Origin of the sequence: Nocardia kruczakiae NBRC 101016, from assembly GCF_001612965.1 — a bacterium.
Taxonomy (GTDB): domain Bacteria; phylum Actinomycetota; class Actinomycetes; order Mycobacteriales; family Mycobacteriaceae; genus Nocardia; species Nocardia kruczakiae.
Genome location: NZ_BDBL01000005.1, coordinates 115369 through 131732, shown reverse-complemented (window position 1 = coordinate 131732; position 16364 = coordinate 115369). Strand labels below are relative to the sequence as shown.

General features: G+C 69.2%; 13 protein-coding genes. 9 read left to right on the top strand and 4 right to left on the bottom strand.

Annotated elements, in window-relative coordinates; genetic code table 11:
* Positions 1-68 precede the first annotated feature (68 nt).
* Complete coding sequence (locus NK1_RS05175) at positions 69-830, bottom strand: dienelactone hydrolase family protein (protein WP_063007414.1); 762 nt, start codon at positions 828-830, stop codon at positions 69-71.
* A gap of 357 nt (positions 831-1187) precedes the next feature.
* Between NK1_RS05175 and NK1_RS05170 the strand changes: the two genes are divergently transcribed.
* The 3 genes from NK1_RS05170 (at position 1188) to hrpB (ending at position 6255) form a co-directional block, all read left to right on the top strand.
* A complete protein-coding gene (locus NK1_RS05170; RefSeq protein WP_063007413.1) occupies positions 1188-2114 on the top strand; it encodes a cyclase family protein in 927 nt (308 codons plus the stop codon).
* Positions 2115-2176: 62 nt separating this feature from the next.
* Positions 2177-3817: a class I adenylate-forming enzyme family protein gene (locus tag NK1_RS05165; RefSeq protein WP_245660354.1), complete on the top strand. Its 1641-nt coding sequence runs from the start codon at positions 2177-2179 to the stop codon at positions 3815-3817.
* On the top strand, positions 3814-6255 hold the full coding sequence (gene hrpB, locus NK1_RS05160; protein ID WP_063007411.1) for an ATP-dependent helicase HrpB: 2442 nt from the start codon (positions 3814-3816) through the stop codon (positions 6253-6255). Before NK1_RS05165 ends, hrpB begins: the two co-directional genes overlap by 4 nt.
* Here hrpB and NK1_RS05155 read toward each other — a convergent pair.
* Entirely contained in the window at positions 6252-6698 is a 447-nt protein-coding gene (locus NK1_RS05155) for a nuclear transport factor 2 family protein (RefSeq protein ID WP_063007540.1), read from the bottom strand. The two genes, hrpB and NK1_RS05155, sit on opposite strands and share 4 nt — an antisense overlap.
* A 148-nt stretch (positions 6699-6846) precedes the next feature.
* On the opposite strand from NK1_RS05155, the gene NK1_RS05150 reads away from it, so the two are divergent.
* The 6 genes from NK1_RS05150 to NK1_RS05125 all read left to right on the top strand — a co-directional run bounded on the left by NK1_RS05150 (position 6847) and on the right by NK1_RS05125 (position 12880).
* The gene (locus tag NK1_RS05150) at positions 6847-7512 is read left to right on the top strand and encodes a PaaI family thioesterase (protein WP_063007539.1); all 666 of its coding nucleotides are present in this window, start codon (positions 6847-6849) and stop codon (positions 7510-7512) included.
* A 49-nt stretch (positions 7513-7561) separates the two neighbouring features.
* Positions 7562-8473, top strand: a complete 912-nt coding sequence (locus NK1_RS05145; RefSeq protein WP_063007410.1) for an NAD-dependent epimerase/dehydratase family protein — start codon at positions 7562-7564, stop codon at positions 8471-8473.
* A gap of 66 nt (positions 8474-8539) precedes the next feature.
* Entirely contained in the window at positions 8540-9844 is a 1305-nt protein-coding gene (locus tag NK1_RS05140; RefSeq protein WP_063007409.1) for a S8 family serine peptidase, read from the top strand.
* A gap of 9 nt (positions 9845-9853) precedes the next feature.
* Positions 9854-10138: a hypothetical protein gene (locus NK1_RS05135; protein WP_063905908.1), complete on the top strand. Its 285-nt coding sequence runs from the start codon at positions 9854-9856 to the stop codon at positions 10136-10138.
* A gap of 89 nt (positions 10139-10227) precedes the next feature.
* Positions 10228-11040 carry an SAM-dependent methyltransferase gene (locus NK1_RS05130; RefSeq protein WP_245660353.1) on the top strand — a complete coding sequence of 271 codons (813 nt, stop codon included), beginning with the start codon at positions 10228-10230 and terminating at the stop codon, positions 11038-11040.
* A 124-nt stretch (positions 11041-11164) separates the two neighbouring features.
* Positions 11165-12880 carry a SulP family inorganic anion transporter gene (locus tag NK1_RS05125; RefSeq protein ID WP_245660352.1) on the top strand — a complete coding sequence of 572 codons (1716 nt, stop codon included), beginning with the start codon at positions 11165-11167 and terminating at the stop codon, positions 12878-12880.
* 79 nt (positions 12881-12959) lie between these two features.
* Here the strand turns inward: NK1_RS05125 and NK1_RS05120 are convergent, their stop codons facing one another.
* Both NK1_RS05120 and NK1_RS05115 read right to left on the bottom strand, forming a co-directional pair.
* Positions 12960-14285, bottom strand: coding sequence for an alpha/beta fold hydrolase (locus tag NK1_RS05120; RefSeq protein ID WP_063007407.1), 1326 nt, complete (start codon positions 14283-14285; stop codon positions 12960-12962).
* Positions 14286-14338: 53 nt separating this feature from the next.
* Complete coding sequence (locus NK1_RS05115) at positions 14339-15793, bottom strand: S8 family peptidase (protein WP_157104092.1); 1455 nt, start codon at positions 15791-15793, stop codon at positions 14339-14341.
* Positions 15794-16364 lie beyond the last annotated feature (571 nt).

Here is a 16364-nt window from a genome sequence, read left to right as displayed (position 1 = left end):
GTCGCCGCCGCCTGACCGAGCCCGCGCGCCCGACTCCATCGATCCGGCGTCGTGCCCGCCGCCCTGACCTACGTGCGCAGGGTGCGGTCGAACAGGGCCAGGAGTTCGCGATAGTGCCGTTCGGCCGCTTCGGGGTCGTAGGCGGATGTGTCGGCCTGGGTGAACCCGTGGTAGGCGTCCGCGTAGACCTCGGTGCGGTGGCGAACCCCGGCGTCGGCGAGCGCCTTGTCGAATGCGCCGATGTGTTCGGCGGTCATGTGGTCGTCCTCGCCGGCGTGGGCGAAATACACTTCGCCCGTGATGTTGCCGACACTGCGGTGCGGGCTGTCGGCGGTGTCGGTGACGAGCGGTCCGCCGTGGAATCCGGCGGCCGCCGCGACCCGATCGGGGAACATGGCGGCCGTCAGCACGGCCAGGCGGGCACCCATGCAATAGCCGGTGACGCCGGCCTTGCCCGCGGTGACCTTCGGCGAGGTCGCGAGCCAGTCGAGGTAGGCGCCGGCATCGGAGCGCCAGAGCTCCGGTGTCAGATCGCGGATCATGGGGAAGACCTGCTGGAAGATCTCGGGTCGCTGCGCCGGGTCGATGAAGTCCGGCAACTCGATCACCGGTGCGCGCCCGTGGCGGTAGTAGGCGTTGGGAAGCAGGACGGTGTAGCCGCCGGCGGCGATCCGGTCGGCCAGCGCCCGCAGGCTGGGGCGCAGCCCGAAACCGTCCTGGATCACCAGCACTCCGGGATGGGCGGCGCCGTCGGCGGGGGAGGTGAGGTAGGCGTCGGCGACACCGTCGGGTGTCAGTACGTCGACCGACATACCGTGCGTTGCAGTCATTGTCGAATCCTTCTGTCGTAGTCGAGTTTTCGTGATCGATACGACGAAGGCGGAGCCCGGGCGACACCACGGCGGGCCCGATCGATACGCGAGCCCGTACCGGCCCGCACGGCGCTCAGAAGAGCACCGGGTAACCCATCCGTGTGTGGCGCGAAGCCGTCCCGGTAGACATCGCCTCACACCATAGACCCCCGCGCCGCGCCGGTGGAAGCGCCGGCACCTGTCGCCTCGGGACGGCACCTCCCGGTAGGCGGAATGCCGGTCCGCCCGGCACCCTCGCGGTGCGACCCGGGTCGCCGTTTCGCTCAGTGGGAGTTGAGGATTGGCAACCCACGCAACCGCCGGTACCGTGCGCACATGCCGGACATGTCTGTCTTTCGTGAGATCGCGGCGCGCGTGAACAACTGGGGCCGCTGGGGCGCCGACGACGAAATCGGCACCCTGAACTTCGTCACCGACGAGGTGGTGCGGGCCGCCGCGGCGACCGTGCGCACGGGACGGCGTGTCGGGCTGGCCCTGCCGCTGCAGCAGCGCGGTGTGCAGACCGGGCTCGTGCCCGGGCGCGTGAATCCGCTGCACACCATGGTCGCCCTGAACTGGGAGATGTTCGGCCCCGGCACGATTGCGACCAGCGATGATTCGATCACCATGGGGCTGCAGGCGGGCACGCACTGGGACGGCCTGGGGCACGTCTCCTACGCCGGGCGCCTCTACAACGGCCGTCCCGCCGACTCGATCACCGCCCACCGCGGCGCGCGGTTCAGCGGTATCGAGAAGGTGCCGCACCTGGTGTCGCGCGGCGTGCTGCTCGACGTCGCGCACGCCCGTGGAGTCGATCGACTGGCCGCCGATCACGCCGTCTCACCGGAGGATCTCGACGCCGCCGCCGCGCTGGCGCAGGTGCAGGTACGGCCCGGAGATGTGGTGCTCGTGCGCACGGGACAGATGCGGCTCTACCTCGCCGGTGACCGCGAGGGCTACGCGACACCGTCGCCGGGGTTGTCGGTGCGCTGCCCGGAATGGTTCCACGCCCGCGACGTCGCCGCCGTCGCCGCCGACACCCTCACCTTCGAGATCTGCCCGCCCGAGGCAGACGGGCCGTGGCTGGCGGTACATGCCCTGCACCTGGTCGAAATGGGCATGTTGCAGGGACAGAACTGGAACCTCGAGGACCTGTCGCGGGTGTGCGCCGAGGAAAGCCGCTACGAATTCCTGCTGTCCGCGATGCCCGAGCCGTTCGTCGGCGCCACCGGGAGTCCGGTCGCCCCGGTCGCGATCTTCTGACCGCCGCACGGCGCGCCGCGGCGCGGTGGTTACGGTTGGGGACGCGCCATCGGTGGCGGTAGGTGAGTGAGGTGGTCATGGGGAACCGCGCGGCGGATTCGATCGTCCCGGGGAGCTTCGCGACCGCTCCGGAGTCCTACGCGGATCACCCGATCGGCGACATCGTTCGTATCTGGGCGCGGCACATCCCGCAGCACGCGGCTTTCGTCACCGTGGGCGGATCGACCAGTTGGAGCGAATACGACCGGTTGGCGGACACGATCCGCGACGAGGTACGGACCACTCCCGGCGGTCCACGTTCGCGGGTCGCGCTGCTGTTGCCGGATACCGCCGCGGTTCACGCGGCGCTGTGCGGATGCTCGCGCGCGGGCCGTATCGCCGCGGCTGTCGGAGTGCGATCGGGCGTGCGCGAGATCGCGCACGTGATGCGCCGGACCGGTTCGTCGACACTGATCACCGTGCCCGAGATTCGCGGCAGAACCTGGCAGACGCTGGTCCGGGAACTGGAGGCCGAGGGTGTGATGCCGGGCGACGTCCTGGTGGTCGACGAGCAGTCGGGCGCCCTCGCCCACCACACCATCGGCGTGCAGCAGACGCACGAGAACCCCTCTGCCGCCGCGTCTTTCACGCCGTCGCAGGTATCCGTTCTCAACTCGACCTCGGGAACGACCGGGACACCGAAGATCGTCGCGCACACCGAACGACGATGGACGGCCTTCGCGCGTGAGGCGATGCTGGGCGCCCGGATCGGTCCCCGGGACGTCATCTGCTCGGTGGTTCCGGCGCCGTACGGATTCGGCCTGTGGTCGGCGCATTTCCTGCCCGCGCTGCTGGGAATCCCCGTCGTCGTCACCGCCCGCTTCGACGCCGAGGAGACCGCGATGCTCATCGAGCGCGAGCGCGTCACCGTACTGTGCTGTGTCAGTACGCAATTCAAGATGCTGTTGCGTTCCGGGGCGCTCGAACGCCGTGACATGTCCAGCCTGCGGGTGCTGTACACCGGCGGAGAGCCCGTGCCGTATCGCGATGCCCGCGCGTTCGAGGAACGAACCGGCGCCAAGGTCCTGCAGTTCTACGGCTCCAACGAGAGCGGCGCGGTCAGCCGGACCACCCTCGACGACGACACCGACACCAGGCTGCGCACCTGCGGCCGCACACTGCCGACGATGAACGTCCGCGTGCTCGACGATGCGGGCGCCGACGTGGACGGTGCGGTCCGTCGCGGCCGGCCCGCGGTGCGCGGGCCGCTGGTCTCGGCCGGCTACTGGGACGATCCGGCAGCCGACGCCGAGCTGTACACGCCCGACGGGTGGACATTGCTCGGTGACATCGTGGAGATCGACGAGACCGACCGGGTGCGGGTGGTCGGACGGACCTCGGATTTCGTCATCCGGGGCGGCAAGAACGTATCGATCACCGAAATCGAGGAACTCGTGCGCGAGCACGAGTCGGTCACCGACGTCGCCGTCGTCGGTGTTCCCGACGACGTCTACGGCGAACGCGTCTGTGCCGTGGTCGTTCTCGCCGACGGCGCGACCCTGGACGCGGCGGGCCTGTCCAGGCGGCTCGAATCTCGCGGAGTCACCAAGGAATACACGCCCGAATATGTCGTGGTGGTGGATCGGCTCCGGCTCGGCCCGGGCGGCAAGACCGACCGCGGGGCCGCGCGAGACGCCGCGATGCGCACGCTGGGGCTGCGGTGACCGGGCTCGAACTTCCCGATCTGCCGGTCCGGGCCGTCCTCGACCATCTCGTCGCGACGTTGGCCGACCGGCAGACCGCGGTCCTGGTCGCGCCGCCGGGCACCGGGAAGACGACGCTGGTGCCGTTGGCGCTGGCGCAGAACAACTCCGGTCGGGTGTTCGTAGCCGAGCCACGGCGGCTGGCAGCCCGGGCCGCGGCCGCGCGGATGGCCGCGCTGCTCGGCGAGCAGGTGGGCGAAACCGTGGGCTACTCGGTCCGCGGGGATCGACGAGTCGGACGACGGACCCGCATCGAGGTCGTGACCTCCGGCTTGCTGGTGCGCCGCCTGCAGGACGATCCGGAGTTGGCGGGGGTCGACGTGGTCGTGCTCGACGAATGTCACGAGCGCCATCTCGACGCCGATCTGCTGTTGGCGCTGTTGCTGGACGCCCGGGCCGGATTACGGCCCGACCTGCGGGTCCTCGCCACCTCGGCCACCGTTGCCGCCGAACGGCTTTCGGCCCTGCTGAGTACCGACGACGCGGCGCCGGTGGTGCGGGTCGAAGCGCAGACCTTTCCCGTGGACACGACCTACGTCCCGCCCTTGCCCCGGGAGCGAATCGACGCGCAGGTCGCACGCGCCACCCGAACCGCGCTGGCCGAAACCGCGGGCGACATCCTGGTCTTCCTGCCAGGTGCGGCCGAAATTCGAAGAGTCACAGCACTTCTGAACGACCAGGACGACGTGGATATCGTCGCGCTGCACGGCAGACTCAGCGCGGCGAACCAGGACACGGCGTTGCGTCCCGGACCGCGGCGGCGCGTGGTGCTCGCCACGGCGGTCGCGGAGTCGAGCCTCACGGTGCCCGGCGTGCGTGCCGTGGTCGATTCGGGCCTGGCACGAGTGCCACGCATCGATCGGGCGCGTGGGCTGTCCGGGTTGGCCACGGTCCGTGTCTCGGCGGCCGTCGCCGATCAACGGGCCGGGCGGGCCGGGCGCGAGGCACCGGGCCGGGTGTGGCGATGCTGGCCGGAACATGAGCACGCCACCCTGCCCGCCTATCCCGAGCCGGAGATCCGCACCGCGGATCTGACCCGGCTGGCCTTGGAACTGGCCTGCTGGGGCACGGCGGACGGGCAGGGGCTCAGTTGGTGGGATCCGCCGCCGGCCGGTGGGCTGACCGCGGGCCGGAATGTGTTGCACGCGTTGGGAGCCGTGGACACCGACGGCGCGGTGACCGAGCGCGGGCGGCGCATGGCCCGCATCGGGCTGCACCCGCGACTGGCACGCGCGTTGCTCGACGGAGCGGTCGAGGTGGGAGCACGAACGGCGGCAGAAGTCGTCACCGTCCTCGACGACGACACCCTGATCTCGGGTGTCGACCTCACGACCGGCCTGCGTCGGCTCCGCCGCGAGCAGCCGGCGCGCTGGCGACGCGAGGCCGAGCGGCTGGCCCGAACGATCGACGGGCCGGAGGGCACCGACGATCCCGCTTACGTGGTGGCGCTGGCATATCCGGAACGGCTCGCGCGACGGCGCGCCCCGGGCTCGGCGAGCTATCTCATGGCCGGCGGCACCGCGGTCACGCTGCCGCCGGGCTCCGGGACCGGCGATCCGGAATGGCTGGCGGTCGGCGTCGCCACCCGCGACCCCGGTCGCTCCGAGGGCTACATCCGGCTGGCGGCGGTCGCGGACGAACCCCTCGCCCGCCGCGCCGCCTCGGAACTTCTGACGACCGTCGACGAGGTCGAGTGGGTCGACGGCGATGTGGTGGCGCGGCGCATCGAACGGCTGGGTGCGATCACCTTGTCGGAGAAGGCTCTTCGCGACCCGGATCCGAGCTTGCTCGCCGCCGCCGTGCGCCGGGGGCTGACCTCGTCCGGACTCGGCTTGCTGGCCTGGCCCGCCGAGGCGACCGCCCTGCGTCAGCGCCTCGACTTCCTGCACCGCACCCTCGGCGGTCCGTGGCCGGCGGTCGACGACGAGGCACTGCTCGCCGCCGCCGACACCTGGCTCGGCCCCGAACTCGCCGTCGCGCGCCGCCGCACCGATCTCGAACGCATCGACACCGCGCAAGCCTTGCGTCGCCTGCTGCCCTGGCCGGATGCGGCGCGCATGGACGAACTGGCACCGGAACGTGTGCCGGTCCCGTCCGGCAGCCGCCCCCGCATCGACTATTCCGCCGATCCGCCGGTGCTGGCGATCAAGGTGCAGGAGATCCTCGGCTGGACCGACGCGCCGCGCCTGGCCGACGGTCGCGTCCCGCTCGTGCTGCATCTGCTCTCACCCGCTCAGCGCCCGGTCGCGGTGACCGCGGATCTCGCCTCGTTCTGGCGCACCGGCTGGCCTCGCGTCCGCGCGGATTTACGCGGGCGCTATCCCAAACACGCCTGGCCGGAAGACCCCACCACCGTGCCCGCCCACCGCGGGACCGCTCGCAACGCGGGCCGCGGTTAAGCCGGCACGCGAACCGCGACATCCTCGATGAAGTCGACCACCAGTTCCCGCCGCGAGAACAGCCAGTTCTCCCCGGTGCGGGCGAAGGCGTCCTGGTAGCGGATGGCGACCCGCCGGTCGCGATAGCCGTTGTCACGTCGTGAGATGTGGTGTGCCGTGCAGTAGACCTCACCGCGCACGAGATCGGGCGAAACCGGCTCGAGCACATGCTGTTCCACGACGTGGCGGGTGAGCACGAACCGGGATACCGCGTCCATCACCGACGAGACCACGCCCTGCCTGCCCGCCAGCTCGACAGTCGTCTCCATCGCGTTCAGTACGGGCGGTAACACGAGAACCGCGTCGGGCGTGAACAGCGCGGTGAGCGCCGCACCGTCCCGGCGGTCGACGGCGCGCGCATATCGTGCCGTGAGTGTGGTGATGGCAAGTCGGTCCGATTCCACCTCCCCATCCTCGCCGCCGAACCCGGCTCGGGAACAGGGTTTTCCGGTGGGTGGGACCTCGCCGGTCACGGGGCCGGTCGACACCGCTAACGTGCGAACGACGTATCGCGACACCCGCGAACGGCAGAGGAGAACCACGATGGATTCGATGACGTCGGCCGAGCCGGAGCCGGAAAGCGTTCCTACAGTGGGCCATTCGCCTGCCGACATCGTCCTGACGTCGGAGCAGCAGGATGTCCCCGTCGATCGCGCGACAGCCGCGGCGCGGCGGGTGATCGACGCGCTGCTGCGCACCGATCGGGCGAATGCGAATCTCGACCGGGTCGCCGAGGAACTCGACAGCATCGCCGACCACCTCGAACAGCATGCACCGGTGGTCGCGGAACGGCTGATCGACATGTGGCGCGGTGAGGGTGTGACCCGCCACGACCCGGTCACCGGTCCGGAAAATGCGATCGCACCGCCTCTCACGCTCACCGGCCGTGCGGACGGATCGGTGGACGGTGTCGTGACCCTGACGCTTCCGTATCAGGGACCGCCGGGACATGTGCACGGGGGAGTGGCGGCGCTGCTGCTCGACCACACGCTCGGGGTGGCGAACGCCTGGTCGGGACGCAGCGGCGCGACGGCGCAACTGAATGTGCGCTATCACCGTCCGACTCCTCTGTTCGAGCCGCTCACGGTCAGCGGCCGGATGGTGTCGGAGGACGGCCGCAAGATCAATTCGGTCGGCGCGATCCACACCGCCGACGGCACGCTCTGCGTCTCGGTGGAGGGTTTGTTCATCGACAAGCGCGTTCCCCGGCCACGCTGACGAGTGACCGAAGCGATCGTCCCCGTCCCCGAGCGAGAAATGGCTGTCCATGAAGATCCTGATCGTCGGCGGCACCGGCATGATCGGCGTGCATGCCGCACTGCACCTGCGCGAGCACGGTGACGATGTCACCGTCGCGGGTCGCGGCCCGATATCTGCCGAATCACCGGTCGCCGAATTTCCGCTGCTACTGGGCGATTGCACGGTGCCCACCTTCACCCCGGCACAACTGGAACACTTCGACGGCATCGTGTTCGCCGCGGGGCAGGACGTGCGGCACAAGACTCCCGAAGACGACACCCCGCACTTCTGGGAGACCACCCAGAGCGTCGGCGTACCCCGTTTCGCAGCACTGGCCGAGCAGGCCGGCGTGCCGCGCTTCGTGCAGGTCGGCAGCTACTACCACCAGCTGCGCCCGGACCTCGCCGAGCGCAATCCGTATATCGCGGCCCGCAAAGCCGCCGACGAAGGCGTCCGCGCGCTCGCCGGCGACTCGTTCGCCGCGTGCACCCTCAATCCGCCGTCGATCATCGGTGCCGTGCCCGGACCGTCGGCTCGCCGGTATCGGCGAATGGTCTCCTGGGCGGCCGGGAACGAACCCGACATCCCCGACTTCGCACCGCCCGGCGGCACCAACTACATGTCCGCCGCCTCACTCGCACAAGCGATTCGGGGCGCGCTGGTGCGAGGTGAGCCGGGTGCGGCCTATCTCGTCGGCGATCAGAACCTGTCCTACCGGGAGTTCTTCCAGATGCTCGTCGACGCCGCCGGCGGCGGGCGAATCATCGCCGAGCGCGACGAGCAGCATCGATTGCAGCCGGACGCCTCGATCATCCAGGGCCGCGGCAACACTCTGGCCTACGAACCGAACGCCGGCGAGGTGCGTCTGCTCGGCTACACCCGCGACGACTGCGCCCGTGCCGTACAAGCCCTCGTGGACCTGGTGTCGGCCACGCGCTGACCCGGTGCGCAGTCCGTTGCGGCGATAGGCGGGAAATCCGCGGCAATTGGCGGCAGGATGGCAGGTATGCGCGCACTCATCCAACTCCGTCCCTCCGCCGATCTGATTGCCGCAGTTGCCGATCCGGCCGTCGCGGTGGCCCCCGCCGATGTCGCCGGGGATTTGCCCGGGTTCGACCTCGACCACGACTTCGCCCCACTCTCCGTCCCGGATACGGTGGCCGCCGAACAGGCGGGCGCGGGTTCGGTGGTGGTGCGCGGGCAGATTCCCGACGGCGACCTCGACGCCACCCTGGCGCGACTGACCGGAACCCGCGGCGTGGCAGGCGTTTTCGCCGACCCTCGGATCGAGACGAACCTCACCTGCGGCGGCGATCCGGCGGTCGGCACCTGGCACGATGTCCAAACCCTGTTGCACACCGGCGATCTGGCCGCCGGGGGAATGGACGGAAAATCCGTCGCGGTGGCGATCGTCGACACCGGGATCAACGCCGCCCGCGTCGAGCAGGCGCGCGGCGGGCCGGTGACCGTCGACACCGCGCGCAGCTGGAACCCGCCCGGGGTGAGCGGCACGGCCGGGCAATTCCCGGTCGACCACGGATCGATGTGCGCGTTCGACACCCTGATCGGCGCGCCGAACGCCACCCTGCTCGACATTCCGGTGCTGCAGAGCAAGACTCGCGGCGGCTCCGCCATGGACGGGCTGCTCTCGGACGCACTGGCCGCCTACGCCCATCTGCGCACCGTGCTCACCGATCAGCCGGAGACCACCCGCACGCTGGTGATCAGCAACAGCTGGGGCGCGTTCTCACCGGACTGGGACTTCCCGGTGGGGCAGCCCGGCAACTACTCCGACAATCCGTCCCATCCGTTCAACGTGATCGTCGGCTCGCTCGAATCGGCCGGTGCCGACATCCTGTTCGCCGCCGGCAACTGCGGCCGCGACTGCCCCGATTCGCGGTGCGCGTACCGGGATCGGCCGATCGGCGGCGCGAACTCGCATCCGAGCGTGCTGAGCGTCGGCGGCGCGGATACCAAGGGGCAGCGGGTCGGCTACTCCTCGCAGGGGCCGGGCCGGCTGTCCGACCGCAAACCCGATATCTGCAGCTACACCCACTTCCTCGGTTCCACGGTGTTCGGCGCGAAGGAACCCGATACCGGCACGTCGGCCGCCTGCCCGGTCGCCGCCGGACTGGTCGCGGCGATCCGGACCGTCTACCCGGCGAGTAAGCTGGCTCCGGCGCAGCTGCGAGATCTGTTGCGGCGCACCGCGACCGCGCAGCCCGGCGGATTCGACTACGACTACGGATTCGGTGTGGTCGACGCCGCCGCCCTGCTGGCGGAGCTGAAGAACACCGAGATCCGCGCGTAGCGTGGAACCATGCCGCTGCTCACCGTCCGGCTCGCCGCCGACCCCACCTTGGCGGCGGCGCTGCGCGAACTGCACCTCACCGAGGCCGAGGTCGACCTCGACTACGGCCTCGTCGCGGTGGACCCGGATCAGCACCTGTACGCGCTGCGGGTGAGCGATGCGGCCGCGACGCGGGCGGCGGCGCTCTCGGATACCGCCGAGGTCTTCGCCGACCCGCGCATCGGCCCGACGCACGACGCCGGGCCCGATACGTGGTCGCCCCGGCTCCCGCCCGACGACTCCGCCCCGGCCTGATCGCACACGAATTACGCCGTCCCGCTGCTGAATTGGCCCGTATGCGCTATATATCGGCGATACCTTCCCAACCCGCGAGGAGCATTCCCGTGTCCGATCATCCGGTCGACCTCCGCACCGATGTGGCACACCCGGCCCGTATGTACGACTACTTTCTCGGCGGCAAGGACCACTACGAGGCCGACCGTCGTGCCGCCGAGACCGCTCTCGCGAACTTCCCGGCGGTCCGCCTGACCGCGCGCACCAATCGCGAATTCATGCGCACCGCGACGCGTTATCTCGCCGAGCAGGGCGTGCGCCAGTTCCTCGACATCGGCACCGGGATCCCGACCGAACCCAATCTGCACCAGGTCGCGCAGGAACGGGCGTGCGAATCGCGGGTGGTGTACGTCGACAACGATCCGATCGTCCTCGCGCACGCGCGGGCCCTGCTGGTGAGCGCGCCCGAAGGCCGCACCACCTATGTGCAGGCCGATGCCGCGAACCCCGAGGCGATCCTCGGCTCCCGCGAACTGCGCGACACTCTGGATCTGTCGCAGCCGGTGGCGATTTCGCTGATGGCGGTGGTGCACTTCGTCCCCGGCGACGTCTACGCCATGGTGAACACGCTGATGGACGCGCTGGCTCCCGGTTCGTATCTCGCGATGAGCCATGTCACCACGGATTTCGACAACGGCGCCGACGATCCCGACGGGATGGGCCGGCTGCTGCAGGTGTATTCGGATCAGGGCATTCCGGTGCGCCCGCGCAGCCGCGAGGAGGTCGCCCGCTTCTTCGACGGCCTCGAACTCGTCGAACCGGGTGTCGAGGTGATTCACCGGTGGCGGCAGAAGGGCATCGAACATCCCGCCGACCACGACAAGAAGGTGTCGCTGTACGGCGCGGTCGGCCGGAAGGTGTGAGCGCCGACCGCGAATTCACCCGCAACGTGTGACGCGCGTCCGCCGTCATCGTCGCTAGCGTCGCCGCCGAGCGGCAACGACGGTCCGGATCGGGAGGCCGGACGCGGCGACGGGTGGAGGACAGGTGGCGGCACGCTGGGTGATATTCGAGTCCTTGGCGGGATATCGCCCGCAATGGTTGCGTGCCGACGTCGTCGCCGGCCTCACGGTGTGGGCGGTTCTGGTGCCGGAAGCACTGGCCTACGCGTCGATCGCGGGCGTGCCGCCGGTGGTGGGCCTCTACGCCGCCGTGCCGTCGCTCGTTCTCTACGCGCTGGCCGGCAGTTCCCGGCATCTGGTGGTGGGGCCCATGTCGGCGACCGCGGCGTTGTCGGCGGCGATCGTGACGCCGATGGCGAGTGCCGATGGCGGCCGCTATATCGCGTTGTCGGCGGGGCTCGCCATCGCCACCGGAATCGTGGGCCTGATCGCGGGCGCGATCAGGCTCGGCTTCGTCGCGGCGTTCATCTCCGAACCGGTGCTGAAGGGTTTCATCATCGGACTGGCGTTGACGATCATCATCGGCCAGGTACCGAAACTGCTCGGCATCCACAAACACGAGGGCAATTTCTTCGAACAGGCCTGGGGTGTGCTCCGCCATCTCGGCGATGCGCAGTGGCGGACCGTGGTGGTCGGTGTCGTGAGCCTGGCGATCGTGCTGGGGGTGAAGCGCTGGCTGCCGCTGGTACCCGGTTCGCTGCTCGCCGTGCTGGTCGGGATCGGCGCGGTCGCCGCGTTCGATCTGGACGAGCGTGGCGTCGCCATCGTCGGCCCCATCGATTCGGGTCTGCCGGCCCTGGGGCTTCCGGACGGGCTCGATGTCAGCAACTACATCGATCTGCTGGGGCCCGCGGTCGGGGTGCTGTTGATCGGCTTCGCCGAAGGCCTCGGCGCGGCGAAAACCTATGCGGCCAAAGCGGGTTACCAGATCGACGCCAACCGCGAGCTGCTCGGACTGGGCGCGGCGAATCTGGGCGCCGGTCTGGCGTCGGGCATGGTCGTGAACGGCAGCCTGTCCAAAACCGCCGTCAACGGCTCGGCAGGGGCCAGATCACAGGGCAGCGGGCTGGTGGTGGCCGCGCTGACAGTACTGACGCTGCTGTTCCTCACCGGTCTGTTCGAGAACCTGCCCGAGGCGACGCTGGCGGGCGTGGTGATCGCGGCGGTGATCGAGCTGGTCGACTTCGCGGCGCTGCGGCGACTGTATCGGGTGTGGACGCGGCGACTCGGCGGAATCTACGGCAAGGCCGCCCGCGCCGACTTCGCCGCCGCCGTCGCGGCGATGGTCGGCGTCCTGCTGTTCGATACGCTGCCCGGCCTGCTGATCGGCATCGGCATTTCCATGCTGCTGCTGGTGTATCGCACGTCCCGCCCGCATGTGGCGCCGGTGGTGCGGTCGGGCACGCTGTGGCTGGACGCGGATCGGCACCCGGAGTTGACCCAGCGCCCCGACCTCGTAGTGGTGCGGGTCGAGTCGGGTCTGTTCTTCGCCAACGCCGATTACGTGCGCGGACGGATCGAGCAGCTGTGCACCGACCGCACCCGGCTGGTCGTGCTCGACGCCGAGACCTCGCCAAGTATCGACGTCACGGCCGCGGCGATGCTGGCCGACCTGCGCGACGATCTGGGCCGACGCCACATCGACTTCCGGATCGCCCGCTCGATCGGCCAGTTCGGTGACGCGCTGGGCACCGCGGAAGCGCAGGCGACACCGGTCGGGCTGTATCCGACCGTGACGGCGGCGGTCGCGGACCTGCCCGATGTGGACGAACACTCCGACGGCACCGAGCCGACACGTTAGGTCTGTCGACGTCGACAGTCGTTGCGGTGCAATGAGTTCCGGTGTGATTCGACCCCCATCCGAGCTGTGCGCTCCGGGCTCATGTGGTGGAGAGGGCGGAGAGCAGTGCGTAGGCGACCTGAAGGCCGGTGACGTCGGAGTGGCCGGTGATGAAGCGGTCGGCGAGCAGATTGTGCAGGGCGCGGGCCTTCCAGGTGTACTGGCCTCCCGTGTCCAGCAGCCGTGCGGAAATCGCCTCCGGGGTCTTCTGGGCACCGTTTCGGCCCATGCCGCCGTAGATGTCGTCGGCGTCGCCGACCGCGGCCGCGACCTGACCGGCGATCCGGGAGGCTATGGCGTAGGCGATGCCGACGGCCAGGTCGTTGGCGGTGTCGGTGATCAGGACCGGACCGGTGACCTTCTTGTCGCTGACGACAGTGCGGAAGAATCCGGATTGCCCGGGTGTCCAGTTCTCGGCGAATCCGTAGTGCGAGAACGCTGCTTGGAGCAGGGTCAGCGTCGACAAGCTGTCCTCGTCGGGCAGCGCCTTGGCGGTGGCGGAGACCAAGCGGCCACCGAAGCTGTGGCCCACGAGGTGCACGCGTAGTTCGGGCCGTGTCCGGTGGGCGTGGGCGATCACCGGGGCGAGACCCTGTTCGCCGATGCGGCCCGATCGGGTCTTCATCTCGTAGTAGGTGGTGAAGTTCAGCAGATTGCGAGCCGCTCCCATGACCCCGCCGAGCAGGCTGCCGAGACCGGCGGCGCCGCCGACGGTGCCACGGCTCGCGTCGGCGGCCGGGCCCAGTGCGGCGGCCCCACCGGTCGCCTTCCGCGGCGGTGCGAGGGAGACCGGGATGGCCAGGCGGTCCATGATGGTGCCGCCCGGTTGGCCGAACAGATCGGTGGTGGCGTCCTCGGGATCGGCCGCGGTCCGGTTGAGCAGCGATCGCAGTTCGTCGGCGAAGGCAGTGCGGGCAGTGCTCTTGTCCCGTAATGCGGGAACGAGCGCGGCGACGGTGTCGAGGGTCTGCTGCGCGGCGGGATCGGGAAAGAGGTCCCGCAGATCCTCGATCTGAGTCAGCAGCCGTCCAGCATCGATCGGAGAGGCGGCCGCGGCGGCTCCGCCGGGGACGAGGTCGGTGTCCGCGAACTTCTTCGACGGCCAGAGCACCCCCGCGATCGCGATCGAACGACCGGCGAGTCCGGTGACGGAGCCGGCGTCGAGGACGCCGCGCAAGGAGGCGGCGAGCTTGCTGAAGAGCTGCCGCGCCTCGGTCATATCGTTGTTCCATCCGTGGCTGACAACCATCAGGTCGGTCACCGTCGGATCGGTGACGAGGCGGAGCAGGCCCTCGGTGCCGCCGACCACCCCGGCGTCGCGATCGAACTGCACTTCCGCACGCGGAAAACCGGATAGTTCGGTCATTGTCGCGCTCCCTGCTGCTCGGAGGATGGCAAGACGGTGGGCGCCGGCGGGCGCTACACGGACTGAATGGCGCGCATCAGGTCGATCAGCCCATGTCCCTGGAAGTTCGTCGTCCGGCCCAGGTCGGTGGCCGTACCCGTGAAGATGCGTTTGATCGACTCCGGATCCCCGATGTACTCCCGCCGCACCGACAGGAATGCGGCGACGACCCCCGAGACGTGGGCGGCAGCCATACTGGTTCCGCTGTCCTCGACGTAGTCGACAGGTCCGGTGACATCTCCGGTCGCGGTGATATCGGCGAGAGCCCGGCCCGTCGCGCACGACAGGATCCGCTCGCCCGGAGCGACGAGGTCGGGTTTGGCACGCCCGTCGCCGGTCGGTCCCTTCGAGGAGAAGTACGAGACCCCGTAGCGGTGTGGCATATCGCGGTGGGTGGAACCGACGGTGATCGCCATCTCTGCGTTGCCGGGGTCGTTGATGGTCAGATCCAGTCCCGCGGCGACATTTCCCTTGATGAAGTCGAGGTTGTATCCGTACCCGGTGTTTCCGGCCGCGACGACGACCACCACACCCGAGCGGACGAGCCGCGTCACCTCCTGGCATACGGGGCTTTCGCCGCATGCGAACCATTTCGGGTCGAACGGGTAGCCGACCGAAAGGTTCACGCCGTGGATCTTGATGTCGCGGCCGTGATTGTTGATCTCCTGAATATCCTTCAGCGCGGCCATGATCGAACTCGTCTGACCGTCGCCCTCGCTGTCGAGGACCTTGTAGCTGACCAGCCGGCACAGGGGCGCCATCGCAGACATGCGGGTGACCGATTCGGCGCGGTAACGCACGTCCTCGTTGCCGTCGATCTCGGCGCGGATCGCGTTCAGCGGTTGCGCGGCGGTACCGGCGCCTTCGCCGGCGATGATGCCCGCGACATGTGTCCCATGGCCGAACTCGTCGGTCAGGGGTGAATCGCCTCCGGTGCAATCCAAGTGCCGCACCGGCAACGTCACCTCGAGCGTGCCGTGCGTCCCGAAATGGCCATGACGGCCGTCGATTCCGGAGTCGATGACCGCCCACACGATGTCGGCCCCGCGCGCGGTGAAGGACGCATGGGCGGCGTCGGCCTTGACCGTGGCAGCCGATCGGTTGATCAGCGGGCCGATTCCGAAATCCGGCCAGATTCGGTAGATCGCACGCCCCGTCCCGGCATCCGCAGCCGCGCGGTCGAGGCGTACCACCTCACGGATGGAGTCCGCGGTCAGGCGGGCGAGCACATACTGGGCGAGCCCGTCGTCCACTCCCGACTGGTCCTCGGACGTGTCGGTGGCGCGCCGAATGTAGTCGCGTACAGCCCGCCCCGCGGCCGCCCGCCCCGCCGGGTAGCCGTAATGCAGGTCGATCACCACCCGATGAAGGGTGGCGGCGGGCTGCTCACGCATGTCCGCGAGCAATGGTGCGGTGATCACCGATCCGTAGAGATCCCTCGGATCGAAACGGGGTCGCTCCGGGTGCATCGCCACCGCCCTCCTCTTTTCGCGAACCGGCCGATCGAACAGCCCCGCGGAGGAATGAATCCATTCACCCAAGTATGCAATTGCGCGAGTAGTCGTCTACCCGAAATCGAGAAACGCCATGTCCGAACCTGATCAATACTTAGCGCAACGAATTCACGCGGCCTCGCACGGTCGACCGGGACCAGCAGTCCCACGCCACGTCGGTATCTCCACGGCATACGGTCTTTGTCCGTTGACGGGCGAAAAGCCATGCGCAACCGAAACTTCTGGATCGGTCCAACTCCACGCGCCGCCTCACGCGGTTCGCCTACAATAGTGACTGCGGTCTTCGTTTCGAACGAGGATGAGAAGGCAAGTCGGCGACGAAGATTCGTCGGACTACCTTTGCGTATCGGATCCCGATGACACGGGGATCGGAGAATATCGGGCGAGCAACACGAGGCTCGCCGCGTCGCCTGTGGACCATTCGGACCCTGGGTGCATTTCAACCGCAACCGGCATATCGAATTCCGTGCCGGACGTATTCCCGGATTCACACCGAAAACAGTGCGGCCAGCAATTCCCGCGACGG

Excerpts from the sequence above, each read along its gene's own strand:
- NK1_RS05175 (WP_063007414.1), bottom strand. The coding sequence starts at position 830 with ATGACTGCAACGCACGGTATGTCGGTCGACGTACTGACACCCGACGGT.
- NK1_RS05170 (WP_063007413.1), top strand. The coding sequence starts at position 1,188 with ATGCCGGACATGTCTGTCTTTCGTGAGATCGCGGCGCGCGTGAACAAC.
- NK1_RS05150 (WP_063007539.1), top strand. The coding sequence starts at position 6,847 with ATGACGTCGGCCGAGCCGGAGCCGGAAAGCGTTCCTACAGTGGGCCAT.
- NK1_RS05145 (WP_063007410.1), top strand. The coding sequence starts at position 7,562 with ATGAAGATCCTGATCGTCGGCGGCACCGGCATGATCGGCGTGCATGCC.
- NK1_RS05140 (WP_063007409.1), top strand. The coding sequence starts at position 8,540 with ATGCGCGCACTCATCCAACTCCGTCCCTCCGCCGATCTGATTGCCGCA.
- NK1_RS05135 (WP_063905908.1), top strand. The coding sequence starts at position 9,854 with ATGCCGCTGCTCACCGTCCGGCTCGCCGCCGACCCCACCTTGGCGGCG.
- NK1_RS05120 (WP_063007407.1), bottom strand. The coding sequence starts at position 14,285 with ATGACCGAACTATCCGGTTTTCCGCGTGCGGAAGTGCAGTTCGATCGC.
- NK1_RS05115 (WP_157104092.1), bottom strand. The coding sequence starts at position 15,793 with ATGCACCCGGAGCGACCCCGTTTCGATCCGAGGGATCTCTACGGATCG.